This window comes from Citrobacter sp. Awk 4, assembly GCF_028069725.1.
Taxonomy (GTDB): domain Bacteria; phylum Pseudomonadota; class Gammaproteobacteria; order Enterobacterales; family Enterobacteriaceae; genus Citrobacter_D.
Genome location: NZ_JANEWG010000013.1, coordinates 71268 through 97222 on the forward strand (window position 1 = coordinate 71268; position 25955 = coordinate 97222).

Sequence of the window (25955 nt, forward strand, 5' to 3'; positions counted from 1 at the left end):
CTTTCGCGTCGCCATCTGGTACTTTGCCGGATGGCGCTAATGCTTATCCGGCCTACAGTACGAGTCTGATCAAACACTTTCGCGCCGCCATCCGGCACATCACCGGATGGCGCTAACGCTTATCCGGTCTACAAATCCTGTTGCGCAATCCCCTCGTTAAACAAGGCCGACAGTCCGCTACGGCGCTCGGTGCGGGTTGCTATCGCACTACTGAGCACCCGTTCATCGGTATACAGCGACAGGCGACGGCGCGCGCGGGTAATCGCGGTATACACCAGCTCGCGCGTCACGACCGGCGTACGCTGTGTGGGGAGAATAAGTGCCGCATGATCAAACTCCGAGCCCTGCGATTTATGCACCGTCATCGCCCAGGTCGTTTCATGTTCCGGCAGACGGCTCGGCTGCACGGACTTAATGGTGCCGTCCGGCATCGCAAACCAGACTCGCAGCCCCTGGTCGCGCTCGAGCGCAATGCCAATATCGCCGTTAAATAATCCCAACGCGCTGTCGTTTCGCGCAATCATCACCGGCCGCCCTTCATACCAGCGCAAGTGCGCAGGAGTGGTGATTTTGCGTTTTTCCCGCATCACGTGTTCGATGCGTTCATTCAGTCCTTTTACGCCAAATGGCCCTTCGCGCAGCGCGCACAGCACCTGATAATCATTGAACGCCTGAATGATGGCATCGGGTTCCGCGCCCGCCCGCACCAGGTCAAGATACCGCCCGTACCCCGCCATTGCCTCATCCAGCATCGCTGCGTAGTCTTCACTGCTCAGCAGCGTTCGTTTTTCAATATCGCTAAATCCCTGCTGGAAGACCGCCTTAACGGCAGATTTATCGCCACAATTAATGGCGGCAGCCAGTTGGCCAATGCCGGAATCACTGCCAAAACGGTAGCTTTTTTGCAGCAGACAGAGGCTGTCGCGCAGTGAAGCGGCGGCATCTGTTTCTGCGCCTGCCGGAACCGGACTTCCGGTAAGCCGACTGAGCTGCTGCGCACGCGCAGGCGTAAAGCCGTCCTTCACGCAGGCACAGATATCCCCCAACACAGCGCCCGCCTCAACGGATGCAAGCTGGTCGCGATCGCCCAGAAAAATGACCCGCCCGTGCGTCGGCAACGCCTCGATCAGCCGCGACATCATCGGCAGGTCGATCATTGACGCTTCATCGACCACCAGCACATCCAGATGCAGCGGATTGCCCGCATGGTGACGCAGACGCTGGCTGCCAGGCTGCGCGCCTAACAGTCGATGCAGGGTGCTGGCGTCATCCGGGATCCGTTTTTTTTGCTCATCGGTAAGCGGTAGCTGACGTAATGCTTTCCCCAGCGATTCCGTCAGTCGCGCCGCTGCTTTGCCCGTGGGCGCCGCCAGCCGGATACGACAGCGTTCACCGTCAGCCATCTGAATCAACGCCGCCAGCAGCTTAGCCACGGTCGTCGTTTTGCCCGTGCCCGGACCACCGGAAATCACCGAGATACGGCGGGTCAACGCCACGGCAGCCGCCACTTTTTGCCAGTTGATTTCATCGGTGGGAGGGAAAAGCGCATCAAGCGTTTGGGTTAACAACTGCTCATCCAGCGCAATCGCCTGATTAACCTCGCTAAAAAAGCGCGCTACCGTACGTTCATTACGCCACATTCGGTTCAGATAGAGACGATCGTCGTGCAAAATAAGCGGCGTTGGCTGTTCGCCACGGCTAACCGCGGCAGACGTTAACAGACGTTGCGTCCAGTCGATATGCCCTGGTACATCATTGAACCATGTCAGCAACAGCGGATGCGCGTCCTCCGTGATAGTCAGTCGCGAAAGTGGCAGACAGACGTGACCTTCGCCTGCATCACGACTGAGCAACGCCGCCGCCAGCGTCACCGCCGGATCGTCATTGCCGGCAACCGTCAGCGCAAACTGCGCATCCAGCGGTCTTAACTGCTTTTGTTCTACCGCATCCAGTAAGCGTTTCTGGATTGTCATTACGCCTTCTCCTGTACCGCGCCTGCAAACATCTCGTCCATCTGTGCAATTAATTCGACATCCGGACGGGTCGCGTAAATGCCTTGCTGCGGTTGTTCGCTATCCACGCCGCGCAGGAAGAGATAGATAACGCCGCCGAAATGGCGCTCGTAGTCGTAGTCCGCAATGCGATGTCGCAAATACCGATGCAGAGCCAGCGTATACAACTGATATTGCAGGTCGTAACGGTGCGCCTGCATCGCAGAGGCCATCGCCTGTTGGGTGTAGGCGGCACTGTCTTCGCCAAGCCAGTTAGATTTGTAATCGAGCAGGTAATATCGCCCTTCATGGCGAAACACCAGATCAATAAAGCCTTTTAACATGCCGCGCACCTGCATGAAGTCCAGCGGCGGGCAGCCTGCAGAGAGCGGATCGTACTGGCGAATCAGCGCATCCAGTTGGCTGGCATTCAGCGGCTGGGCTATCGGCAGATAAAACTCCATCTCGACCTGTTTGTCGCGCCCGGCAAGATGACGCAGACTCACGCCGGTATCGTTAAGCGGCGCCTGTAAGACGGCCTCCAGCCACGCGGTCAGAACCGGTTCCCAGTGTGCGTCGAAGCCTCCCAGCGCCAGTTTTTCTTGTACCCAGAGGGCATCGACAGACTGAGTAAAATCAAGATCTTCAAACAAGCTGTGCAGGAATGTGCCCGGCGATGCGCCGCGTGGAAACTGATGGGGGGTTAACCCCGGCTCAACCGTCGCCTCAGCCACACCAGCGGCATCAACATCAAGGCGAGGGATTAAGTCCTGAGCAACGCTGTGACCCCGCTGCTGTAAGCCGGAATAACTGGTCACGCGCCAGCTATCGCTCAGGCTGCGTTGTAGCACTTTCGCACTCAGTTCGGCGCGGGAGGTTTGCGCCACCTGCCAGCGCTCGGTGTCCGGCACGCCCGTTATTTGCAGGGCGATATCGTCACCACACAACGATTCAATGCACGCGCGAAGCCCGGCGGCATCTTTCGGTTCACCTTTTTGCAGCAGACGGCCCAGGGCGCTTTGGTGCACATCCGTCTCGCCTTTTTTATCACTACGGCGACGCACCAGCGGCGCAACGCCAAGACTGCAATGCCATACCGAACGGGTCAGCGCGACATAGAGCAGGCGGAGATCTTCCGCCAGCCGTTCGGCTTCCGCCAGTTCGATGCTCTCGTCGGCCTCGCTAAGATCCAGTACCGCTTCAAATGAGCGGCGATCGTGATAAAACGCCTGATCCTGAATACGGAAATGGCTAATAAAAGGCAGCCAGACCAGCGGGTACTCCAGCCCTTTCGATTTATGAATGGTGACGATTTGCACCAAATGCTTATCGCTTTCCAGACGCATTTGCTGGCTGGAGGCATTGCTGTCAGGTTCCAGAATATGCTGCGAAAGCCAGCGAACCAGAGCATGCTCGCTCTCCAGTTGCGATCCCGCTTCCTGCAACAGTTCGCTAATGTGCAAAATATCGGTGAGACGGCGCTCGCCTCCCGCTGTCGCCAGCAAGTTTTCCGCAATATTTCGCTGTGACATAAGCGCACGCAGCATGGGCATCACCCCACGTTTGCGCCAGATCTGACGGTAGCCGTCAAACTCCTCCACGACCGCATCCCAGGCGTTTTCGTCATTATTGAGTAAGTAGATGTCCTGCGCATTGAGTCCCATCATTGAGGCGGCAAGCGCGCTGCGCAGCGTGTTTTCTCGCTCAGGCGTCATCACCGCCTGTAAAATCCACAGCAGCTCTTGCGCTTCAAGGGTGTCAAAAACGCTGTCGCGGTTAGAGAGATAAACTGACGGGATATCCAGTTGCGTCAGCGCATCACGAATCTGAGCGGCTTCCTGACGACTGCGCACCAGCACGCTAATATCTGAAGCACGGACGGGTCGCGACGTTTTGCCGCTGTTCAGCAGCGCCTGACCTGTTTGCCCCGCCTTCAGCCAGTCACGGATTTGCGCGGCGCAAACGTGCGCCATGGTGCTTTGGTAATCGCCAATGCCACAACTCTCACCGTCCATTAACCACATGCGCATGGCGGGTTGCGTCTCGCCATTCAACACAAATTGCAGCGCCTGATTTTTATCAGCGGACTTCACCGGCGTGAACGGGATCTCACGAAACATGAAGGCGTCATCCATCTGACCAAACAGCGTATTGACGCTGTTGACCATGCCAGGTGCGGAACGCCAGTTCGTGTCGAGCGTATAGTGCGCCGTCACCTCGCTGCGCGCCTTCATATAAGTGAAGATATCCGCGCCGCGAAACGCGTAAATCGCCTGTTTGGGATCGCCAATCAGCAGCAACGCCGTTTCCGGCTGATGCTGCCAGATACGGCGAAAAATTCGATACTGTTGCGGATCGGTGTCCTGGAATTCATCGATCATCGCAACCGGAAAACGACCGCGAATAGCCGACGCCAGCGCCTCGCCGCTTTCACTTCGCAGCGCCGCATCGAGTCGGCTGAGCATGTCATCAAAGCCTAGCTCTCCCCGACGCTGCTTTTCCCTGGCGACCGTTTCCCGAATCTCCGCCAGCGCCCGGGTGATCACCAAATCGCGAATCGTCAGCGGCTCTGCAAGGAGTTCATCAATCGCCACAAACAATGCGTGCTCAGGCGTAACGCCGCCCGCTTTAGTCCGCTCTTCTAAAAAGCGCTGCGAGAATTTCTCCAACGCTTCAGGTAACTGATAAGTCTGCGTTTCTTCCTGCGCCCATGCAGTTACCTTCTCGATCCATTTTGCCTGGTTGCCACGGTTGAATTTTCGGCGATCGATACCTGACGATTCGATCAGCGCGTCAAGTTCCTCAACAGCTTCGCACCATTGCTGTTTGATCCGGGTGATTCGCGCCAGAATCTGCGCATGGCGCGATGCCAGCGTCTCTTCGTCTGACGGAGGGGCTTTAATCACCGGCGCTTCACCCTGCAGGTAGCGGTCAATATCTTTCAGCAGCGCCTGCGGGCCTTTCCATGTTTCAAAGACAACCTGGGCAATTTCACGCGGGAGTGGGTAACAGTGACGGCGCCAAAAGTCCGCACAGGCCTGATAACGCAGGAGGGATTCATCTTCAATGAGCTGTTGCTCGAACAACATACCCGACTCAAACGCGTTCAGGCTCAGCATGCGCTGGCAAAAACCGTGAATGGTGAACACCGCAGCTTCATCCATCTGCCGTTCGGCCAACAATAACCACTGTGCAGCCTGCTTTTTATCGTTAATTTCGGCTAACAGGCTGGCGTATAGCGGGTTATCGGTCGATTCCCGCAGACAGGCAATGCGCAATTCGTGGATATTACTGCGGATTCGACCGCGTAGCTCTTCGGTGGCGGCCTCGGTAAAGGTCACCACCAATAACTCTTCTACGGTTAACGGACGGGGAAAGGCGGCAGTACCGCCCAGTCCAAGCAGCAGACGCAGATAGAGCGCTGCGATAGTAAATGTTTTGCCAGTGCCTGCGGATGCTTCAATCAGGCGCTCGCCCGTGAGGGGCAAGCGTAGAGGATCAAGAGACTCAGCGGCATCATTCATTCTTTTCACTCATCAGGGGCAAGGTTTGCTGCAACGCGCTGACGGTCTCCCACACTTTCCCGCCTTCCAGGGTCGCATATTCTGCTTTCCCGTTCTGGCTTCCGGAAATCTGTGACAGTATCGCCATGCCTTGCGGCTCTACCACCGCCTGATGGAAGAAGTCGGCAAGTTTTTGCGGCGTCAGCAGTTTAATCTGAGCCACGATTTTATCACGCGAATCGAAGTGCATATTACCCCGATCGAAATCTTTGCTTAACTGCGAAGCCTCCGCGCCCAGCGTTTGCGGCGCTTCTAACATTTGCGCAATGACCGCCTGCTGAATTTGTGCAAACTCAGCCGGTTTCATTGCCCTCAGCTTCGCTTCCGCTGTCGGGAAAAAGGCTTTATAGCGCTCCCAGAGATAAGCCGGTTGTTTGTCGCTGCTTTGCAGCAGGAAACCCATCCCCCACTGGCGACCCACGTTCATCGGAAAAGCAAACACCGCGTAACCTAACTGCTCTTCGGTACGCAGTTGGTTATAGAACCAGGGCTGAACAATTTGCCCCAACATGGCGCTGTACGCGGTGCTGGTATGTTCATCGTATCCGGCAGGGACAAACACCGCCGCCAGCGCAGAATCCGTACTGCTGCCCGCTTTTTCAAAAATGACCGACTGTTTTTTATCTACCAGTACGTCTTTGTTGCGACACCATTCGGAACCCTTTGCGCCCAGCTGTTTCTGGATATCCTGCGCCATGGTTTTGGCCTGCGCTTCACTCATGTTGCCTATCACCAGAAATTCCGGACGGGCCCCCACTTTTAACGCATCGCGGTACGCCATAACCTCTTCCAGGGTGATTGATGGCAGTAACTTACGACGTTCATCACGTGAGAAGTAAGGCACCTGAGAAATCATCTGCACGGGCATAATAGCCTGATCGTAGGCCTTACCTTTCTCGGCAGAGTCCATCATCTGCGCATACCAGGACTTCGCCTGTTCCAGTTGCTCTTGTGTTGCAGAGTAGCTGAAGTAACCTTCCAGCAACGCCTGGAAAAGCTGCGGCAAACGCTGGGTGTAGCCATTGGCATTCAACATCAACCCATTATTGGCGTTAGTCGAAAAACCTATCCCACCCACAGCGGCCTGATTGCTTAACTGATCAAGCGCAATACCGGCCAGATAATCATTCAGCGCAAATATCACCTGATTTCTGGCGCTGTCCATGGCTTTGGGATTACGCAGCACCACGCTCACATCCGCTTTTGGCTCACTGGCAAAGTAACGGCTCGGCGCATACACCACGCGCAAATCCGGTTTATCGATGATCAATTCCGGATGCGCATATTGTTTCTCGTTTTTAATCAACGAGAAGTCATCAGGAATGTAGGGGTTGACCTCCGGTAAAGAGAGCGAAATCGCCTGCGCTTTTTGCTGCCATTGCGCAAAGGTTTTGTCGTCGATTTTGTTGACCTGATAAGGGGCATCAACAAAGTAGGCGGTTTTGTTATGCGGCTCATTCGGGCTGATATACCAGACGCGGGCATTCTGCGGCGTCATCATCGCCAGACGGGCTTTTACCGCATCAGCATCATACTGATCGGCGATGTTAACCGCATCCAGGGTATGGGCGACAGGTACGCGGATCATCGTGTCTGCCAGCCATTCCACGTAATCCATATCACGGGTGATCGACGGATAGCGGAAGTCGAGATCCAGTACGTGCGCCAGCTCATCAAAGTAGCGTTTATCCACGCCTTTTTCGCGTAACAGATTGAGGTAGCTAAAGATGGCCGCGACAACTTCATCACGATTCGCCAGACCTTTGTCGGTAAGCGTGGCGGAAATAGCCAGTACACCGCTATTACCGTTGACGACAGGATCGGAATCCGCACGAATACCTTCCACCAGCCCTTGCTTTTGCAACCAGTCAGAGAGGGTACCCGGACTGCGATTACCAATCAGATAGGTCACCAGTTCGTCGGTTTTGCTACGGAACTGAGCGCTGTTGTTGTCGATACGAAACTCGACGCGCAACACTTTACGCGGCAGCGCAGGCACATAATGGATGATCACCCCTTTTTGCGCGTCAGTGACTACCGGAACTGTGATTTCAGGTTTTACGGTATTTTTGTTCGGCACCCGACCGTAGGTATCAGCAGCAATGCGCGCCAGCTCTGGCAACGGTTTATTGCTATAAATTACCGCCTTCATCAGGTTGGCTGAATAGTATTTATCATGAAACGCCTGCAAAGCCTGCAGTACCGGCTTGCCGGGTTTGTCGCTTAACGTTTGCAGATTCCCGCCAGAAAACTGTGAACCAGGGTGCGCCGGGTTAATGGTTTCCGCACTCACCTGCGCCATACGCATACCATCTCGCGTCCGCGCCAGTGTCAGTTCGGCGTTAACGGCATTGCGTTCGCGTTCGGCATATTTTTTATCAAGCAAGGGCACTGCGATGGCATCAGCCAGGCGATCCACCGCCCCCACCAGCGCATCGTTCTCAACCTCCAGATAGAAGGCTGTGCGATAAGGCGCAGTGCTGGCATTGTGGCTGCCGCCGTGCATCTTGAGGAATTCAGACAGACTGTCAGCCTGCGGATATTTTTTCGAGCCCATCAGACTCATGTGCTCAAGGTAATGCGCCAGCCCCTGGTACTCTTGTGGGTCTTCCAGCGATCCCACAGGGACCACTAATGCAGAAAGGGACTTTACGGCTTGCGGATCGGATACCAGCAATACCACCATGCCATTATCCAGGCGCACGGCCTGATACTGGCGGGTGTCTTTATCACTTTTACGGATGGTTTCGGCCAAAGGCTGCCAACCTGTATCTGCCTGACTTAAAGGTGCCCAAAGGGCGACGAACAACAAAAACGCGCTGAACCAGGTGCTGCGGGGCATTCACGAACCTCATCATTAACTTTCATTCCTGCCCGAACCCAACACCGCGAGGCATGTTTTCGAGCAGGGCAACGACTTTGTGCTGAACCCGTCAGCATCTCTTTATGTAAAAATCAGTCCGTGACAGAAAGCGCATGATAGTAGAAGACGCCAGACTGCGCAAATTTTATACAATCATCACGACTGATTAAAACGAAATAACGGTAATAAATAGTGCTGCGACTTATGGATAATGGCCTCCATGGTGTCTGACTCCAGATGACGCCACAGGCGCTGATACCAGATGTCATCGCCTTCGCCACGCACCATCACGTTGCCTTCGTAAGCCTGCAGGAACTTCGCCCGGGCTTTTTGCAACGTGTCTTCGTCATCTACCATGGCATCATTTGCCGCGTCATAACAGGTTTTTATCCACGCACCTCCGCTTTCAGGTAGCACGAATAGCGGGGAAGACATGCCTTCCCGATAACCGTCAATCAACTGCGCCAGATATCCCTGCGCCTGTTCGGCATCCATCGGTGGAAAACGCCATTCCCCTTCTTTGCGCAGGAATAAACGGCTCTCCCCTGTTCCCCCGCACGCACAATAGACAAGATGTTCCAGCCAAAGTTGCATCCCCTGAGCAACGCTAATTAATGATGGACGCCAACGCAACAACCCATCCTCCTGTACTTGCGGTAGCCAACCGGTCAGGTGTACGCCATTGCAGATGAGATCGACTTCCATGCTCTGGCCAGGCTGGCGACAGGCAATGACTCTATTAGCAAGTTCTTGCATTTCCTGATGTTGCGTATCCCAGAGTATTTCGCCAAACGCGCCATAGGGCAGACTGCCAGCCGCACGGACCCGGCGAAACAGGCGTTCGGCATCTTCCTGCTGCACAAGCGCGTTTAGCAACTGCTGATTGAGCTGATAACGACTTAACCCCTCCAGGGTGAATGGCTCAGTTTCAGGAATATCACTCTCTTCAGCGCGGAAGTTCACCCGCAGGCGCATCTGGAAAAACGCGCGTACCGGATGCGCCCAGAATCGCTGCAACTCTTCCAGTGTGAGTGTTTCAGGCATGTCAAAGGGTAAAGGCTGTACAAAATTCGTATGCGCCTCCCCGGACTGATTCGCCGCTGGCAACCACTCACGCGCATAGCTTTGCCACTCACCAGGCAGATAGTTTTGTGCATCAAAAGGCATACGGGTATGCAAGTGGACGATGTGCGCTTTTACACGCGCCTCGCTCTCATCAGAGGTCAGTAATGCATCACCAGGCAAATAGTGACTTTGGCCGATGTAATCCATCAACTCCTGGACCAGAACTGACGGGAATCGTTCGCTGTTATCCTGAATGGAACGCCCAATGTAGCTGATGTAGAGCGTCTGTTGCGCGGAGATGAGCGCTTCAAGAAACAGGTACCGATCGTCATCGCGGCGACTGCGGTCCCCACGCTTCGATTTTTGACTCATCAGATCAAAACCGAGAGGCGCCAGTTGTCGGGGGTATACCCCATCGTTCATACCGAGCAGGCACACCACCTTGAAAGGAATAGAACGCATAGGCATCAGCGTACAGATATTCACCGGCCCGGCAAGAAAACGCTGGCTGATGCGTTCTTGATCTAATCGCTGCGCCAGCTCATCGCGCAGCAGAGTCAGCGGTATCGCTTCGGCATACTCCGCTCCCAGACCTTCAGAAATAATGGCTTTCCACTGATCTTTAATCAGCGTCATAGCCGCTTCGGTATCCACATCCGGCAGGAAGAAATCATTAAGCATGTCACTGCAAATCGGCAGCCAGGCGTCCAGAGGACGTTCCTGCGCCAGTTCCCGACGCCATTTATTCAACTGCATCAGTAACGAGGCCAGATGACCTACCAGCTCGGCAATCAAACCGCTGGATTCGTCATACGGAAGAACCGACTGCCACTCTCCCTGCGCGCTTTCCATGGCGTATCCCAGCAACATGCGCGTCAAACCAAATTGCCAGGTGTGCTGACCGGTGGCAGGTAGTGCTAACTCGCGGACGTTGTCATCATCAATCCCCCAACGAATTCCCGATTCATTGACCCACAAGCGAAGATAACGCAACCCTTCTTCATTGATGTTAAAACGCGCTGCCAGAACAGGGACATCCAGCAATGCCAGCACATCTTCAGAGACAAAGCGGCTATCCGGTAACGAAAGCAAACTGATAAATGCCTGCAGAACCGGGTGCGACTGACGGGCGCGACGATCCGAAATGGCATAAGGCAAATAGCGTTCCGCTGGCGCGCTGCCGAACACCGACTGAATAAACGGACTGTAGCTGTCGATATCCGCCACCATGACAATAATGTCCCGCGGTGTCAGCGTGGGGTCAGCTTCCAGCATGGTAAGCAGACGGTCATGCAATATTTCAACTTCTCGCTGCGGACTGTGGCAGACGTGAAAGCTCACACTGTTGTCGTTCGGATCGAGCAGTCGTTTGTTGTCGCTATGGGAATACTCTTCAAGATTCACCCCAGCCACCGCTTTGCTTTCCAGCTCAAGGATGTCTGACTGAATGTTATGCAGCAGATTGTCCGGTGTGATATCAACGAACGCATCCAGCTCCTGCGCGCTGTCCAGCTCGGAAAGCAGATAAATATAATCCCGCCCCAGTTTTCCCCATGACGCTAACAGGGGATTCCCAACGTCCTGTTCGCCGTCGCTGTTAAATAAACCCTCGGCGTTTTGAGCGTCGCGAAATAACGGTAAATGGCGGTCTTCAAAGCTGTGACGACGCTGGCGAGCCATCAGCTTTGCCAGATATGCCGGATCTTTGATGTCCCCCCAGTAGTAGCGACACGGGTTGGTAAACAGCAGGTGGATTTCGATATGTTTACCCAGCGCCTGTAGCGCCTGGAGATAAACAGGCGGCAGTGCGGAAATACCACAAATAAAGACACGTGAAGGCAATCCCGCCGGGCAGGTTGTTGCGTTTTCCAGTGTCTGAATAAAACGCTGATAGAGATTGGCACGATGCCAGCGGGGCTGCCCTAGTTCCTCTGTGTAGTCGACAAGCGCCTTCCACAAAGGTGCTTGCCAGATTTGGGCCTCTCCCAGCCCCTCCACCAGACGCCCTGCTTCCCAGTGCGTGAGCCAGTCCGGGCGGAAAACCAGATACTGGTCAAAAAGATCTGCTGCGCGAGAAGAAAGCTGAAACAGTTTGCGTTTGTCTGTGTCGTCAATCAGGTAGTGACGCAATAGGGCAAAGTCATCCCGATGCAGCAGTTGCGGCAGCAAAGTCATTAACTTCCAGCTCATGCTCTGCTTGCTAAAAGCGCTTTCTTTGGGGATCTCCGGCAGCACGCGCACGAACATATCCCAGATAAAACTCGCAGGCAGCGGAAAATCAATATTGGCGGCAATGCCAAATTTCTGTGAAAGGGTCATCTGTAGCCACTGCGCCATACCGGTGCTCTGAACCAGTATCATCTCCGGCTCAAACGGATCGTCCAGACGCTCGCGCTCGACGATATATTCCATCAACGCTTCCAGCACATCCAGACGATTGGAGTGGTAGACCCTTAACATAGAAACTCCTGGCTACTGACTTGTTGGGCAATGTAAGCGCGTCATTTGGCCTTGTCTGCCCAGGGGAGAAATAAGTTTACTACTGATGCTGACACATCCCGCCGATGTTGTCTGCATTCGGCTAACCTGCCAGTTCTCAGGCGGTGAAAATGAACGCTGCGCCGTTTGCTGCCAGGCGTTTCGCCAAAGCTGCTGATACTGGCTTTTGACAGCAAAACCCTTCATTAACTCGCGTTGATAGCCTGACAGTGCGGTCACGACCATCACCATTAACAGCAGCGCCAGCATCACTTCCGGTAAGCTAAAACCACGTTGCGTATTCAGGGTATCTGGCATAACAAATCCTTGTTTAATGGACAAAAATCACTCCAACCCTGCGGGGAAAAGATCATCCGCCCCTCCACGACATTGCCAAGACGCCAAAGGGAAACGCCCTCATAATGTGCAATCAGCAATAACACATCATCAGAAAGCACACGCAGGCAAACGCGCGCCGCCGTCGACGAATACGCCCGACACTGCACTGCGGGTTGGAGCTGCCAGGGCTGTACTCTTCCCCACTCCATCGCTGATTGCACAACGGCCTGGCGTTGTAATGACTGACTTTCCATTGCGACGCGGTTCGTGAAACTCACCTGTTGTTGATTCATCCCCTGAAGCATCAAACTCCCCAGAATCAGCAGCAACAGCACCATTGCCAGCGACGATATGCCCTGTTCACGATTCACTGATTGAACCCCGTGACACTGTAATCAGCCTCAATGGCTATCCGGGGTTCCGATTTGGTCGCCCCTCGCAAATGAACAGTGAAGATGGGTAAAAAACCCGCTATTTTCTGGCGTTCAACCTGAAACGTCGTTATCAGGAGAGTCTCAGGGTCGGTCATTTTATCCCACCCTTTGCCTTCACATGACGCCGCCCCGCGTAGCGTTTCAAGCGTCTTATCTTTTAACCGAAATCCGGTCTGTTCAGCGTCTTTAACCGGCAACGTGTCCCAGACGCCGTTATTGTTTGCATCCCACTGCGCAATGACGCAGTCCCCCTGTCCGGTAATCGCCAGCCCAACACCTGCGCATTTTCCACGACAATATCCCGCTCGCTGTAGATGCTTTGCCACGGTATAGACGCGTTGCCAGATCTCATCCTCCAGCGAAAACTTACGCGTGTTGTATAAAATCTCACGCTGTAAGCCAGGCAAAAACCGCGCAGCGCCCATCAGTAAAACACTGCTAATCGCCATCGCTATCATCACTTCCAGCAGTGAAAAACCCCGTTCGTCTACCGACATACATCCCCTTCATCGCGCTCGCAAAGTCGGATCCGTCCCATCCCGGAGACGATCACTCGCCATTCACCTGCGGCATTTCTCAGATAAATATGCCCAGCCCACGCGGTATTTCGTAAACCGAAAAATGCCAGCGACGGTGTAATGTCCACCACCTCGACATCGCCCCATAACGGCGTAAAGACGAAAGCGCTCTTTGTTGAACAGGTGCTTTGTGGGACAACCGAACTGATGAAACACCATGATGTGCCCTCCCTGTTGATGCTGATAACATGGTCCCGGTTATGCCAATTGGCGTCTTCACGCAGTTGCAGCAAGTAGTCACGTACCTGAAAGGCGGTTTGCCACAGACGCTGCTGTTGCTGCCAACGTTGCCAGCCATAAAGCCCCGTAGCGCTCAGGACAGCAATCAGGATCATCGTCACCATCATTTCAATAAGCGTGTAACCCCGTTGTTTTTTCATGACGGCAGTATGGAACGATGAGAAATAAACACGAGGGGAGAATTCAGACGGTGCGAGACGCTACGAGGAGTGTTTAGGCTTTTGCAGTACGTTGCAACAATTCGGGAATCCGCGTCGAATCAGAGAAATTATCGCAAAAAAAACCGACGCACGTTGGCGTCGGTGATGACAACGTTATCGCCGTCAGATGGCAACTGGCGCTTTAATGCCCGGATGTGGATCGTAGCCTTCAATCTCGAAGTCTTCGAAACGATAATCGAAGAGAGAGTCTGGCTTACGCTTGATCACCAGTTTCGGCAATACACGCGGTTCGCGGCTCAGCTGCAGATGCGTCTGTTCCATATGATTGCTGTACAAATGGGTATCCCCGCCCGTCCAGACAAAGTCGCCCACTTCCAGGTCGCACTGCTGCGCCATCATATGCACCAGCAACGCATAGCTGGCGATGTTGAACGGAAGCCCGAGAAAAACGTCGCAGGAGCGCTGATAAAGCTGACAAGAGAGCTTGCCATCCGCTACGTAAAACTGGAAGAAGGCATGACACGGCGCCAGCGCCATTTTATCCAGTTCGCCCACGTTCCACGCAGAAACAATAATACGGCGGGAATCCGGGTCGTTTTTCAACTGGTTAAGCACGGTGGTGATTTGGTCGATATGGCGACCATCCGGCGTTGGCCATGCACGCCACTGCTTACCGTAAACCGGACCTAAATTACCGTTTTCGTCAGCCCACTCATCCCAGATTGAGACATTGTTTTCATGCAGGTACGCAACATTGGTGTCGCCCTGTAAGAACCACAGCAGCTCATGGATGATGGAACGCAAATGGCAGCGTTTTGTCGTCACCAGCGGGAACCCTTCCTGCAGATTAAAACGCATCTGATGACCAAAAATGGACAGCGTTCCAGTACCTGTACGATCGTTTTTCTGCGTGCCGTCATCCAGCACTTTTTGCATCAGTTCTAAATACTGTTTCATGGTTCCTCAGGAAACGTGTTGCTGTGGGCTGCGACGGTACGCCCAAACCATCATGATGATACCCGCGACAATCATTGGGATAGAGAGAATCTGCCCCATGCTGATGTACTGTACCCAGGCGCCGGTAAATTGCTGATCCGGTTGGCGGAAAAATTCAACGATGATACGAAACGCACCATAGCCAATCAGGAATAAGCCAGAAACGGCACCCATCGGACGCGGTTTACGGATGAACAGGTTAAGGATGATAAACAGCACAATCCCTTCCAGTACCATCTCATAAAGCTGGGAAGCATGACGCGGCAGCGCGCCGTAAGTATCGAAAATGGACTGCCACTGCGGGTTGGTTTGCAGCAGCAAAATATCTTCTGTACGAGAACCCGGGAACAACATGGCATACGGGAAGCTTGGGTCGACACGTCCCCATAGCTCACCATTAATAAAGTTACCCAGACGCCCCGCGCCCAGGCCAAACGGAATCAGCGGCGCAATAAAATCAGAGACCTGGAAGAAGCTACGCTTCGTGCGTCTGGCGAAGATAATCATGACCAGAATTACGCCGATAAGGCCGCCGTGGAAGGACATACCACCATCCCAGACGCGGAACAGATAGAGCGGATTATCCAGAAACAGCTCGAAGTTATAGAACAGCACATAACCAATACGCCCGCCGAGGAAGACCCCAAGGAAGCCCGCATAGAGTAGGTTTTCAACTTCGTTTTTGGTCCAGCCACTACCAGGACGATTAGCACGGCGAGTTGCCAGCCACATCGCGAAGACAAACCCCACTAAATACATCAAGCCGTACCAGTGAAGAGCGACGGGGCCAATTGAGAAAATGACCGGATCGAACTCCGGAAAATGCAGATAGCTACTGGTCATCTATCACCACAATTTCTTGTTATTTCGCTGAAATCAGACAGCGACTGATAAGCGCGCCTGAAGGTTACAGGCGCTCCAAAGGTGCGAATAATAGCACAAGGGGTGCATCGGCGATGCCGGGAAGATGTAAAAGATCTGTATAGGCTATCAATGACATATCCAGGAATAGCGGATGGCGCTGCGCATACCAGGCCTACAGACGAAGCGCAATCAATTGAGAACGCCACAGTTTGTAGGCCGGATAAGGTGATTTTGCCGCCATCCAGTAAAAACGCCTGTCACAGTCCCCCGCGAATTAAACCACCCATCCCGCGACGTTCCATAAATGCCGCCACCTGATGACGCACTTCGGTGGCCAGCTGCGCTTCCAGACTACGTTGGGCAAGGGTTTGCGCTTCGTCAAAATCAATATGGCGCAACAGATATTTCACACGTGCGACCGAACGACCGTTCATCGACAAATGCCGGAAGCCCAAACCGATTAGGATCACGACGCACATGGGATCACCCGCCATTTCGCCGCACAGACGCAGATCGATGTCGTTTTTTTCCGCTTCCTGGGCGATCATCGCCAATGCACGTAACATCCCTGGATGCAGACTGTCATAAATACTGGCGACCCGGGTGTTGTTACGATCGACCGCCAGAATGTATTGGGTTAAATCGTTGGTCCCCACCGAGATAAAGTCGACTCGATTCGCCAGGTGCGGCAGCATGAACACCATCGAGGGCACTTCCAGCATGATGCCAATTCGCGGTTTCGGGATCGCGTAACCGATCATCTCTTCCACTTCGCGTCCTGCGCGTTCAATCAGGCGGCGCGCTTCATCCACTTCATCAATGCTGGTCACCATCGGCAGCAAAATGCTCAAATTACCGGTCGCCGCATTGGCACGCAGCATCGCACGCACCTGGATCAAAAAGATCTCTGGTTGATCGAGCGTGATGCGGATCCCACGCCAGCCCAGGCACGGATTTTCTTCGCTGATCGGCATGTAGGGCAATTGCTTATCCGCTCCGACATCCAGCGTACGCAGCGTCACCGGTTTGTCGTTGAACATCTGCAGCATGCCCTGATACTGCGCAACCTGCTCTTCTTCCGATGGAAAACCGCTTTGCAACATGAAGGGGATTTCGGTGCGATAAAGCCCAATACCGTCGATCCGGGCACCCAGTTTCTCTTCATGCTCCGGACTCAGACCGGCGTTGAGCATCACCTTCACCCGCTCGCCGCTTTTCAGTTGCGCCGGGAGATTAACGTCATCTTCCGCCAGACGGCTTAGCTCGATCTCTTCACTGATAAGGCGCTGATATTCCTGAATCAATACCGGTTCAGGGTCCACCAACAATTCACCGCGATAGCCATCAACCACCAGCGTACGACGGTGCAAAACTGACGGTTGAATATCCGCACCCATAACGGTCGGAATACCGAGCGCACGCACCATTATCGCCGCATGTGAGTTGGCCGCACCGTCACGCACCACGACACCCACCAGCCTGTCCTGGGGCAGTTCGGCCAGCGTCGTTGCGGAAAGTTCGTCAGCCACCAGCACAAAGCGTTCAGGCCAGGCGTTGGGTCCCTGAATGGAATCATCAAGGTGGAACAGCAGTCGCTGGCCCAGCGTACGTAAATCGCCGGCGCGTTCTTTGAGATACACATCGGTTAATGCGGCAAACTGTTCCGCAAACTTCTCGATGATCTTTTTGACAGCCCACTCTGCGACCGATCCATTGTCGACCTCGGCGAACAGTTCCCGACGCAGCCGGGCATCCGAAAGCAAATGCGAGTAGAGATCAAAGATAGCCGCCGTCTCTTTCTGCGCACCGGCAGCGAAACGCTTGCTGTAACGGCGGAATTCATTTGCCGCTTCTTCAAGCGCCCCGGTCAGTCGTTCTCGCTCAAGCGCCGCATCCAGCGTCGAGGCTTCATAAACCTGTTCCATTAGCGGCAACGTGGCATCCTGCCAGCCTTCGGCAATCGCCACCCCAGGTGCTGCGGGCAGCGCGCGAATTCGTGTCTGTCGGTATTGACCAAACAGCGCGTTGAGCTGGGACTGGGAAAGAATGGCCGCCATTTGAGTGGCAAGCGTCACCAGGAAAGATTCTTCGCTTTCATCGTACTGACGCAGCTCACGCTGCTGTACAACTAACACGCCTAAAAGTTGCCGACGCTGAATGATCGGCACACCTAAAAACGCGCGGAAGCGTTCTTCTTTCACGGAAGGAATGTATTTAAAGCTGGGGTGTTTTTGCGCATCAGCAAGGTTGATCGGTTCCGCCAGCCTGCCGACCAGGCCGACGATACCTTCATCAAACGCGAGCGCGACTGTGCGACCACGTGGTTTTTTTAGCCCCCGGGTCGCCATCAGGTAATAACAACGTCGGTCATGGTCGGCGAGATATACCGAACAGACCTCAGTGTCCATCGCAAGACAGATGTCAGTGACCAGAATATTAAGCGCCTCATTGAGGCGCGGAGCACTGGCCACCTTTTCGACTATTTCTCGCAGGCGGGTGAGCATAATTTGCGTGGCTTAACCTCTTTTACGTCGATAAGCAGGTGCACTTTGCGGCTTAGGGGTACTTTCCTGAAGCGCCATCACAACACTTGCGAACTCTTTCATCACCCTGCGGTAGACATCGCGTTTAAATGATACCACCTGTCGGACCGGATACCAGTAACTCACCCAGCGCCAGCCATCGAACTCAGGAGTGCTGCTGGTTTGCATATTGATTTCCGCGTCACCGCTCATCAGTTGCAGTAGAAACCATTTCTGTTTCTGGCCGATACACACCGGCTTCGTATCCCAACGCACCAAACGTTTCGGTAACTTGTAACGCAACCAGTTGCGAGTAGATGCAAGGATCCGCACATCTTTGCGGCTTAACCCTACCTCTTCAAACAGTTCCCGGTACATCGCCTGTTCTGCTGATTCTCCTGGATTGATTCCACCTTGCGGGAATTGCCAGGAGTGCTGACCAAACCGCCGGGCCCACATAACCTGCCCCTGACGATTACAAATTACGATCCCTACATTTGGGCGGTAGCCATCGTCATCAATCACCGGACTACCTCAACATAAACCTTATATATGAACGATTGTTTCACACTACAGAGAGACGGTAAACCACTCTCTTAACCGCACACATTTCTAATAACAATTGAATAACTCACAGTTAAGGACCGAGTTATAAACAGAGAGAGGGACTTACAGGTAATTTTATTCACCTTTTCTGTGGATATAGTTGTGTAGAAGTATGGAATTACCACGGGAAAACCCAGAACAGTCTGAATAGCACTCTGGCTTTCGTGAAAAAATAGCCGCGTATATTCATTGAGTTAACTGTCATATTCGCAACTCAAACCATAGAATAGTGATGTGCATCACATACAGGATCATCGGACTGATGAAAGATCGAACAGCGTCGGTTTTATCCACAGATTGTGCCAATAAGTTAGGCACAATTTGTGTGAAAATTCGATTTTCGTCTCACGTCAAGGCTGTAAATTGAAACAGTAGTGAGGGTTTTACACAGTTATCCCATCTTTCTGTGGATAACATGGTGTAAGATCCTGTTTATTTTCAGTGACCAGAATTGGAAAACTCATTTCGCCGTTGCGCAACTCGTCGTTCAGAATACTAAAAATCAATATAAATCATGAGATTGAACATAACGCGTGGAAAAAGATAAACTCTGGTCACACGGTATAAAATCATTGCTCACTTTTTCGCCTAAGGGATAACCCGATGTCCGGACTCCATCCATTACTTTCACCGCCTGAATCCGAGGCTCTGTTGCTGGCGCAGGCACAGCGACTTTCAGGCTACACATTAGGTGAACTGGCAGCGCTGGCGGGGATCGTGACGCCGAAGGATCTGAAACGAGACAAAGGCTGGATCGGCGTGCTGTTTGAAATTTGGCTTGGCGCCAGCGCAGGCAGTAAGCCAGAGCAAGATTTTGCGGCATTAGGCGTGGAGCTAAAAACCATCCCGGTGGACAGTCAGGGGCGGCCTCTTGAAACCACCTTCGTGTGCGTTGCGCCATTAACCGGAAACAGCGGCGTGACATGGGATACAAGTCACGTCCGCCACAAGTTAAAGCGGGTGCTGTGGATACCCGTTGAGGGCGAGCGATCCATCCCGCTGGCAGAGCGTCGCGTTGGTTCGCCGCTGCTCTGGAGCCCAAATGAAGAAGAAGAGCAGCAGTTACGCCTCGACTGGGAAGAGTTAATGGACATGATCGTACTGGGCCAGGTTGAGCGGATCACCGCCCGCCATGGCGAATTTTTACAACTGCGACCAAAGGCCGCCAACGCGAAAGCGCTGACAGAGGCGATTGGCGCGCAGGGCCAGCCAATCCTGACCTTACCACGTGGTTTTTACCTGAAAAAAAGCTTCACTCGCCCACTTCTGGAGCGCCATTTTTTAATACAAAGCGATTAGGCACGCCAGGCCTTTCCCCTGCCGAGATAGACGCATATAATCACCGTTTCATTTTTTTGCAGGGCTTTGTTCGATGTTATTTGCATGGATATACGATCCTAACGCCTGGCTTGCGCTCGGAACACTGACGATTCTGGAGATCGTTCTCGGGATCGACAACATCATTTTTCTTTCTCTGGTTGTCGCAAAACTCCCAACAGCGCAACGCAACTACGCCCGTCGTCTTGGGCTGGCGGGCGCTATGTTGATGCGTTTAGGCTTACTGGCGTCAATTTCCTGGGTCATTAGTCTGACTAATCCGCTGTTTGAGGTGATGGGTCAAGCCATTTCCGCACGCGATCTGATTCTGTTTCTGGGGGGCTTGTTCCTTATCTGGAAAGCCAGCAAAGAGATCCATGAATCGATCGAGGGTGAAGAGGAGGGACTTAAAACACGCGTGAGTTCCTTCCTGGGCGCCATTGTGCAGATCATGATGCTGGATATTATCTTCAGCCTGGATTCGGTGATCACCGCAGTTGGCCTTTCCGATCATCTGTTCATTATGATGACGGCGGTCGTTATCTCTGTTGGCGTGATGATGTTTGCCGCGCGCTCAATCGGTGATTTTGTCGACCGTCACCCTTCGGTAAAAATGCTGGCGCTCGCCTTCCTGATTCTGGTGGGCTTCACCTTAATTCTGGAAAGCTTCGAGATACATGTTCCGAAAGGGTACATTTATTTCGCCATGTTCTTCTCTATTGCCGTAGAGACCCTGAACTTGTTGCGCAATAAAAAGAATCCGCTCTGATTGACCCCTCGCTCCTCTTCGGAGGAGCGAACACTCACTTCCCTCTCAATTCCTCACAGTTTCAGATTTTACTGCTTTCGCAAGGCATAACTTCGCGTTATTACTAGACTATTATCAGACGCAAGCCACGTGAGGATAAATGGATGAAAAAATGGGCAGTAGTGATTTCCGCTGTAGGACTGGCTTTTGCTGTATCTGGATGTAGCAGTGATTATGTCATGGCAACGAAAGATGGTCGCATGATCCTGACCGACGGCAAACCAGAAATAGATGACGATACCGGTCTGGTGAGTTATCACGATCAGCAGGGCAACGCCATGCAAATTAACCGTGATGATGTCTCCCAAATTATCGAACGCTAATATAACCCCCGAGATTGAGGTCAGCCTCCTGCTGGCCTTTAGAATTTTCGCTTCCCCTTTTCCCTTCCCTCTGCCATTTTTATAGTCCTTATGTCGTAATAATAAAAAGGAAACGGCTATGCAATATCACCGTATACCCCACAGCTCGCTTGAAATAAGTACACTGGGGCTGGGCACAATGACGTTTGGTGAACAAAATAGCGAAGCCGACGCACATGCACAGCTCGATTATGCCGTGGCTAATGGCATCAATCTGATTGACGTTGCCGAAATGTATCCGGTGCCGCCTCGTCCGGAAACGCAGGGATTAACAGAAACTTACGTAGGTAACTGGCTCGCCAGACACGGCAGCCGTGAGAAACTGATCGTTGCGACCAAAGTCAGCGGTCCAGCGCGTAACAATGACAACAGTATTCGCCCCCATCAGGCACTGGATCGTAAAAATATCCGCGAGGCGTTGCACGACAGCCTCAAGCGTCTACAGACCGATTATATCGACTTATACCAGGTTCACTGGCCGCAGCGTCCGACCAACTGCTTCGGAAAGCTGGGTTATAGCTGGGCGGATTCCGCGCCGGTTGTTTCACTGCTTGATACCCTGGAAGCGCTGACTGAATTCCAGCGGGCGGGCAAAATTCGCTATATCGGCGTTTCCAACGAAACGGCCTTCGGCGTGATGCGTTACCTGCATCTGGCGGATAAACACGATCTGCCGCGCATCGTCACCATCCAGAATCCTTACAGCCTGATCAACCGCAGCTTTGAAGTCGGCCTGGCGGAAGTCAGTCAGTACGAAGGGGTTGAACTGCTGGCGTATTCCTGTCTTGGCTTTGGTACGCTGAGCGGAAAATATCTGAATGGCGCAAAACCGGCCGGCGCGCGTAATACTCTGTTTAGCCGCTTTACGCGCTACAGCGGTGAACAGACGCAAAAAGCCGTCGCGGCGTATGTCGATATCGCAAAACGCCATAATCTCGATCCGGCGCAGATGGCGCTGGCCTTTGTCCGTCGTCAGCCGTTTGTCGCCAGTACCTTACTGGGCGCAACGACCCTCGATCAGTTGAAAACCAACATAGAGAGCCTGCATCTGGAATTGACGGAAGAGGTGCTGGCAGAGATTGAAGCGGTGCATCAGGTTTATACCTACCCGGCACCGTGATGAACAGAGCCTGATGGCGCAGGCCTACAACACGCATGATATGTTGGCCGGGTACGGCAAAGCCGCTACCCGGCACATAAATTACTGACGGCGCTGCCAGATCCACAGCGCCGTTATCGCAAACGCAAATAGCGCCCCAAATCCGACACCAATCGCGACCGCCGGAATACCCACCAGAACCGCTAACGAGTAAATGCCCAGCATCAGCAACATCGCGCTGTTTTCGCCGAGATTCTGTACAGCGATGGCATTCCCTGCGCCAACACTTTTTTTACCGCGCTCCTGTAATAACGCATTGAGCGGGACCACAAAAAAACCACCCAGAATACCAATCAGCATGAGTAAGGCATAGGCCGGGAGTAGCGCGTGCTGGAGGGAGAAGAAAAGCACCACCACACCAATCAGAATCCCCGCAGGCATACAGCGGGCCACAGACTCCAGCGTGACCAGTTTTGCCGCCGCACCGGCACCGACCACAATCCCGATCGCCACCATTGCATTAAGATAGGTCGGGGTGGCGTTATCGGTGATCCCCAGGGCCACAGGCACCCACAGCACCAACAGGAAACGCAGCGTAACGCCAGCCCCCCAAAAGAGGCTGGTGCCGACCAGAGAGAATCGCGTTTCGCCATTGCGCCACAGCGAGATACAGGCGCGGAAAAAGCTACGCGCCATCTTGCCCAGATGCCAGGATTGCCCAGGACGCGCAGCAGCCAGTTTAGGTATAAAGACGTTCGCCGCCACCGCGCCGCCATACGCCAGGACACAGGCCACCAGCGCGGCAATCACGTGCCAATCAGCCAGTACGCCGCCCGCAACGGAACCCAGTAAGATAGCGGCAATGGTCGATGCTTCCATCAGACCGTTGGCTTTCACTAACTTGTCGCCCGTCGTTAACTCGCCAAGGATGCCGTATTTCGCCGGAGAGTAAGCCGCGGCACCAATCCCGACCAGCGTATAGCCGACAAACGGATTAAACCCAAAGCAGATACTGGCGGCGCCCAGCAGTTTGAGGCCATTGGCGAACATCATGACCCGACCTTTGGCAAAACTGTCCGCAACCTGCCCGACAAAAGGAGCAAACAGAATGTAAGCACCCACAAACACCATTTGCAGGATCGGCTGACTCCAGTCCGGATAAAACTGCGCTTTCAACAGCGCCAGCGTGGCAAAGAGCAGTGCGTTATCGCCAAACGCAGAGAGAAACTGCGCGACGATCACGGACATCATTCCTTTCGACCAAATTGAAGTGTTAGTGTGCACTGACTCACTCATTATGTTTTTCCGGTTCATCCACCCAGCTTTTCAGCGTCACAAAATCGGGCTTGCCGCTGCCAAGAAGCGGAAGTTGTTTCAGGTAACGAATATCCCGTGGAACCGCCAGTTCAGGAATACCGTGAACGCGGGCATACTGCAGCAGTTTTTCACGCGTGAGTTCGCTATCGGTCGTGAAAAGCACCAGCGCTTCCCCTTTACTGGCGTCGCTCTTGATGGCCGTGGCGTGCATTTTTTCAGCCGATACGCCCTGTGCCAGCTGTTCCACCATTTCAAGTGAGATCATCTCGCCTGCAATTTTAGCAAAGCGTTTGGCGCGCCCCTGAATTTGCACAAAACCATTTTCATCAATGCGCACAATATCGCCAGTGTCATACCAGCCGCGTTCTGTCTCACCCTGCGCATTTTCAGCTGTAGGGACTTCCAGCACGCCGGGTTTCTCGACCCGCAAATATCCGCTCATGATATTGGGACCTTTGAGCTGCAGACGACCGCCCTCTTCAATACCGGGTACCGCAAGCAAACGTGCATCCATGCCCGGCAGGATCCGACCAACCGTGCCCGGTTTTGCCGCCATCGGAACGTTAATCGAGACGACTGGCGCACATTCAGTGACACCATACCCTTCCAGAATACGCAGACCGAATTTGTCCTGCCAAAGTTGTTTGGTGCTGTCCTGCAGTTTTTCCGCGCCCGCCACCACATAGCGCAGACGGTAGAAATCATACGGATTGGCAAAACGCGCGTAGTTGCCGAGAAACGTTGATGTGCCAAACAGGACGGTGCAGTTACGGTCGTAGACCAGCTCCGGCACGATGCGATAGTGCAGTGGGCTAGGATAGAGGAACACTTCTGCGCCGGTCAGTAACGGTGTAAATAACCCGACCGTCAGTCCAAATGAGTGGAACAGCGGCAATGCGGACATGAAACGGTCATTGGCGGTGAAGTCGGCAATGGTTTTGATCTGCTCCACGTTGGCCAGCAAACTCTTATGGCTGTGTACCACCCCTTTCGGATGCCCCTCAGAACCAGAGGTGAAAAGGATCATCGCGGCATCTTCAGGCTGCTGTTTCACTTGTGCGAGACGTGGCATCAGCAAATGGGCAAAAATCCACACTTTATCGGCAGTAGTGACATCCGCTTTGAGATCTTCCAGATACACCCAGCGAACCTGCGTCAGCTGTTCGGGAAGGTGCCAGAGTTTGCCTTTATCAAGGAACTGGCGAGAGGTAAAAATGGTTTTGATTTCAGCGGCGGTAATTGCGCTGGTCAGCCCTTTGACGCCTGCCGTGTAGTTCATCATCGCTGGAATACGGCGACGCGCAACCGCGCCGAAAATCACCGCCGCGCTGATGCCTGCGTTTGGCAGCATCAGGCCAATCTTCTCACCTTCAACGCTGTATTTTTCCAGAATACGGCCAACAAACAGCATCTTAGTAAGCAGTTTACGATAGGTATCCGGCGTGAAGTTGATATCTTCAATACAATTTTTACCCGCACCGTAACGATACTGAGCCGCGAGGAGCGACTCATACAGGGTTTCGCGCGGCCGCACGGCCATGCGCGCTTCCATCATTATCTGATGCAGCATCTCCCCAGCCAGTTTTCGGCGGTCGCGCGCACGCGGCGCTTCTGGCATCGGTAATTGCGTCGGTGGCAGGATGTGCAGGCGAATCTGCGGGAAAAAGCGCTGCTTCACCAAACCTTTCAGACGGCTAAAACGCGTGAGTTCAGCGCCTTCGATTCGGACTGGCACCACCGTCGCACCCGATTTCGCCGCCACAAATCCGGCGCCATCGTAGATTTTCATCAACGAACCGCTCGTCGAAATACGCCCTTCCGGGAAGATCACCACCGGACGCCCCTGCTCAACCAGACGTACCAGATGTTTAATGGCCATCGGTTTGGTGGGATCGAGCGGAACAAAATCAATCAGCGGCGTGAGCCAACGCATGTACCACTGCTGGCTGATAGAGGAATAAACCGCAAAGACAGGGCGAACCGGTAAAAATAACGCCAGCAATATGCCATCAATAAAAGAAACGTGATTTGGGGTGATTAAAACACGCTGTCCCTGCAACGCTCCGGCATCCCCCGTGACGCGTACACGGTACAGCACGCGGAACAGGTTACGAAAAAATCCAAATAGCATTACCACTCCCTTTGTCCATCAATTCGGTAAAAATGAATGGAGGCAGATTACACGAGATGGGCTGTGGGGGCGACAATGAGCGTAAAACAGAGGCAATAAATATCCTCCGGCATAGCCGGAGGTTTTTCAAATGCGCCTGTAAGGCTCTGTTACCAGCCGCGCCCTAACAGGCGCATACGATCTGACATTTGCATCCAACTTTGTTACTTACGGCCCGTAAA

At 53.5% G+C, this 25955-nt stretch carries 18 protein-coding genes; 4 read left to right on the plus strand and 14 right to left on the minus strand.

What is annotated here, in order from left to right:
- Positions 1 to 128 precede the first annotated feature (128 nt).
- The 12 genes from recD to rppH all read right to left on the minus strand — a co-directional run bounded on the left by recD (position 129) and on the right by rppH (position 18619).
- The gene (gene recD, locus NNO04_RS07855; RefSeq protein WP_271444184.1) at positions 129 to 1973 is read right to left on the minus strand and encodes an exodeoxyribonuclease V subunit alpha; all 1845 of its coding nucleotides are present in this window, start codon (positions 1971 to 1973) and stop codon (positions 129 to 131) included.
- Positions 1973 to 5515 (minus strand): exodeoxyribonuclease V subunit beta, encoded by a 3543-nt coding sequence (gene recB, locus NNO04_RS07860; protein WP_271444185.1) that lies wholly within the window; start codon positions 5513 to 5515, stop codon positions 1973 to 1975. Before recB ends, recD begins: the two co-directional genes overlap by 1 nt.
- Positions 5508 to 8396: a pitrilysin gene (gene ptrA / locus NNO04_RS07865; RefSeq protein ID WP_271444186.1), complete on the minus strand. Its 2889-nt coding sequence runs from the start codon at positions 8394 to 8396 to the stop codon at positions 5508 to 5510. Before ptrA ends, recB begins: the two co-directional genes overlap by 8 nt.
- Before the next feature lie 177 nt (positions 8397 to 8573).
- Positions 8574 to 11942, minus strand: a complete 3369-nt coding sequence (recC, locus tag NNO04_RS07870; RefSeq protein ID WP_271444187.1) for an exodeoxyribonuclease V subunit gamma — start codon at positions 11940 to 11942, stop codon at positions 8574 to 8576.
- 12 nt (positions 11943 to 11954) lie between these two features.
- Positions 11955 to 12278 carry a prepilin-type N-terminal cleavage/methylation domain-containing protein gene (locus NNO04_RS07875; protein WP_271444188.1) on the minus strand — a complete coding sequence of 108 codons (324 nt, stop codon included), beginning with the start codon at positions 12276 to 12278 and terminating at the stop codon, positions 11955 to 11957.
- The gene (locus NNO04_RS07880; RefSeq protein WP_271444189.1) at positions 12263 to 12670 is read right to left on the minus strand and encodes a DUF2509 family protein; all 408 of its coding nucleotides are present in this window, start codon (positions 12668 to 12670) and stop codon (positions 12263 to 12265) included. Before NNO04_RS07880 ends, NNO04_RS07875 begins: the two co-directional genes overlap by 16 nt.
- Entirely contained in the window at positions 12667 to 13230 is a 564-nt protein-coding gene (locus NNO04_RS07885; protein WP_271444190.1) for a prepilin peptidase-dependent protein, read from the minus strand. The genes NNO04_RS07880 and NNO04_RS07885 overlap by 4 nt, the downstream gene beginning before the upstream one ends.
- Positions 13221 to 13691, minus strand: coding sequence for a prepilin peptidase-dependent protein (locus NNO04_RS07890; protein WP_271444191.1), 471 nt, complete (start codon positions 13689 to 13691; stop codon positions 13221 to 13223). The genes NNO04_RS07885 and NNO04_RS07890 overlap by 10 nt, the downstream gene beginning before the upstream one ends.
- Before the next feature lie 183 nt (positions 13692 to 13874).
- Positions 13875 to 14669 carry a thymidylate synthase gene (gene thyA, locus NNO04_RS07895; RefSeq protein WP_271444192.1) on the minus strand — a complete coding sequence of 265 codons (795 nt, stop codon included), beginning with the start codon at positions 14667 to 14669 and terminating at the stop codon, positions 13875 to 13877.
- A gap of 6 nt (positions 14670 to 14675) precedes the next feature.
- Entirely contained in the window at positions 14676 to 15551 is an 876-nt protein-coding gene (lgt, locus tag NNO04_RS07900; RefSeq protein ID WP_271444193.1) for a prolipoprotein diacylglyceryl transferase, read from the minus strand.
- Between the two features lie 278 nt (positions 15552 to 15829).
- Positions 15830 to 18076 carry a phosphoenolpyruvate--protein phosphotransferase gene (gene ptsP, locus NNO04_RS07905; RefSeq protein WP_271444194.1) on the minus strand — a complete coding sequence of 749 codons (2247 nt, stop codon included), beginning with the start codon at positions 18074 to 18076 and terminating at the stop codon, positions 15830 to 15832.
- Positions 18077 to 18088: 12 nt separating this feature from the next.
- Complete coding sequence (rppH, locus tag NNO04_RS07910) at positions 18089 to 18619, minus strand: RNA pyrophosphohydrolase (RefSeq protein WP_162381426.1); 531 nt, start codon at positions 18617 to 18619, stop codon at positions 18089 to 18091.
- Between the two features lie 684 nt (positions 18620 to 19303).
- Here rppH and mutH point away from each other — a divergent pair.
- The 4 genes from mutH to NNO04_RS07930 all read left to right on the plus strand — a co-directional run bounded on the left by mutH (position 19304) and on the right by NNO04_RS07930 (position 22307).
- Positions 19304 to 19999 carry a DNA mismatch repair endonuclease MutH gene (gene mutH, locus NNO04_RS07915; RefSeq protein ID WP_271444195.1) on the plus strand — a complete coding sequence of 232 codons (696 nt, stop codon included), beginning with the start codon at positions 19304 to 19306 and terminating at the stop codon, positions 19997 to 19999.
- A 73-nt stretch (positions 20000 to 20072) separates the two neighbouring features.
- Positions 20073 to 20786 (plus strand): TerC family protein, encoded by a 714-nt coding sequence (locus tag NNO04_RS07920; RefSeq protein WP_271444196.1) that lies wholly within the window; start codon positions 20073 to 20075, stop codon positions 20784 to 20786.
- Positions 20787 to 20929: 143 nt separating this feature from the next.
- The gene (gene ygdR, locus NNO04_RS07925; protein WP_042288923.1) at positions 20930 to 21148 is read left to right on the plus strand and encodes a lipoprotein YgdR; all 219 of its coding nucleotides are present in this window, start codon (positions 20930 to 20932) and stop codon (positions 21146 to 21148) included.
- A gap of 118 nt (positions 21149 to 21266) precedes the next feature.
- Positions 21267 to 22307 carry an NADP(H)-dependent aldo-keto reductase gene (locus NNO04_RS07930; RefSeq protein ID WP_271444197.1) on the plus strand — a complete coding sequence of 347 codons (1041 nt, stop codon included), beginning with the start codon at positions 21267 to 21269 and terminating at the stop codon, positions 22305 to 22307.
- A gap of 81 nt (positions 22308 to 22388) precedes the next feature.
- On the opposite strand, the gene lplT is transcribed toward NNO04_RS07930, so the two are convergent.
- Positions 22389 to 23582, minus strand: coding sequence for a lysophospholipid transporter LplT (gene lplT / locus NNO04_RS07935; protein WP_271444198.1), 1194 nt, complete (start codon positions 23580 to 23582; stop codon positions 22389 to 22391).
- A complete protein-coding gene (gene aas / locus NNO04_RS07940; RefSeq protein ID WP_271444199.1) occupies positions 23575 to 25734 on the minus strand; it encodes a bifunctional acyl-ACP--phospholipid O-acyltransferase/long-chain-fatty-acid--ACP ligase in 2160 nt (719 codons plus the stop codon). The genes lplT and aas overlap by 8 nt, the downstream gene beginning before the upstream one ends.
- Positions 25735 to 25955: the final 221 nt, after the last annotated feature.

What these genes read in the sequence shown, in the direction of transcription:
- recD (WP_271444184.1), bottom strand. Translation starts at nt 1,973, where the DNA reads ATGACAATCCAGAAACGCTTACTGGATGCGGTAGAACAAAAGCAGTTA.
- recB (WP_271444185.1), bottom strand. Translation starts at nt 5,515, where the DNA reads ATGAATGATGCCGCTGAGTCTCTTGATCCTCTACGCTTGCCCCTCACG.
- ptrA (WP_271444186.1), bottom strand. Translation starts at nt 8,396, where the DNA reads ATGCCCCGCAGCACCTGGTTCAGCGCGTTTTTGTTGTTCGTCGCCCTT.
- recC (WP_271444187.1), bottom strand. Translation starts at nt 11,942, where the DNA reads ATGTTAAGGGTCTACCACTCCAATCGTCTGGATGTGCTGGAAGCGTTG.
- NNO04_RS07875 (WP_271444188.1), bottom strand. Translation starts at nt 12,278, where the DNA reads ATGCCAGATACCCTGAATACGCAACGTGGTTTTAGCTTACCGGAAGTG.
- NNO04_RS07885 (WP_271444190.1), bottom strand. Translation starts at nt 13,230, where the DNA reads ATGTCGGTAGACGAACGGGGTTTTTCACTGCTGGAAGTGATGATAGCG.
- NNO04_RS07890 (WP_271444191.1), bottom strand. Translation starts at nt 13,691, where the DNA reads ATGAAAAAACAACGGGGTTACACGCTTATTGAAATGATGGTGACGATG.
- thyA (WP_271444192.1), bottom strand. Translation starts at nt 14,669, where the DNA reads ATGAAACAGTATTTAGAACTGATGCAAAAAGTGCTGGATGACGGCACG.
- lgt (WP_271444193.1), bottom strand. Translation starts at nt 15,551, where the DNA reads ATGACCAGTAGCTATCTGCATTTTCCGGAGTTCGATCCGGTCATTTTC.
- ptsP (WP_271444194.1), bottom strand. Translation starts at nt 18,076, where the DNA reads ATGCTCACCCGCCTGCGAGAAATAGTCGAAAAGGTGGCCAGTGCTCCG.
- mutH (WP_271444195.1), top strand. Translation starts at nt 19,304, where the DNA reads ATGTCCGGACTCCATCCATTACTTTCACCGCCTGAATCCGAGGCTCTG.
- NNO04_RS07920 (WP_271444196.1), top strand. Translation starts at nt 20,073, where the DNA reads ATGTTATTTGCATGGATATACGATCCTAACGCCTGGCTTGCGCTCGGA.
- ygdR (WP_042288923.1), top strand. Translation starts at nt 20,930, where the DNA reads ATGAAAAAATGGGCAGTAGTGATTTCCGCTGTAGGACTGGCTTTTGCT.
- NNO04_RS07930 (WP_271444197.1), top strand. Translation starts at nt 21,267, where the DNA reads ATGCAATATCACCGTATACCCCACAGCTCGCTTGAAATAAGTACACTG.
- lplT (WP_271444198.1), bottom strand. Translation starts at nt 23,582, where the DNA reads ATGAGTGAGTCAGTGCACACTAACACTTCAATTTGGTCGAAAGGAATG.
- aas (WP_271444199.1), bottom strand. Translation starts at nt 25,734, where the DNA reads ATGCTATTTGGATTTTTTCGTAACCTGTTCCGCGTGCTGTACCGTGTA.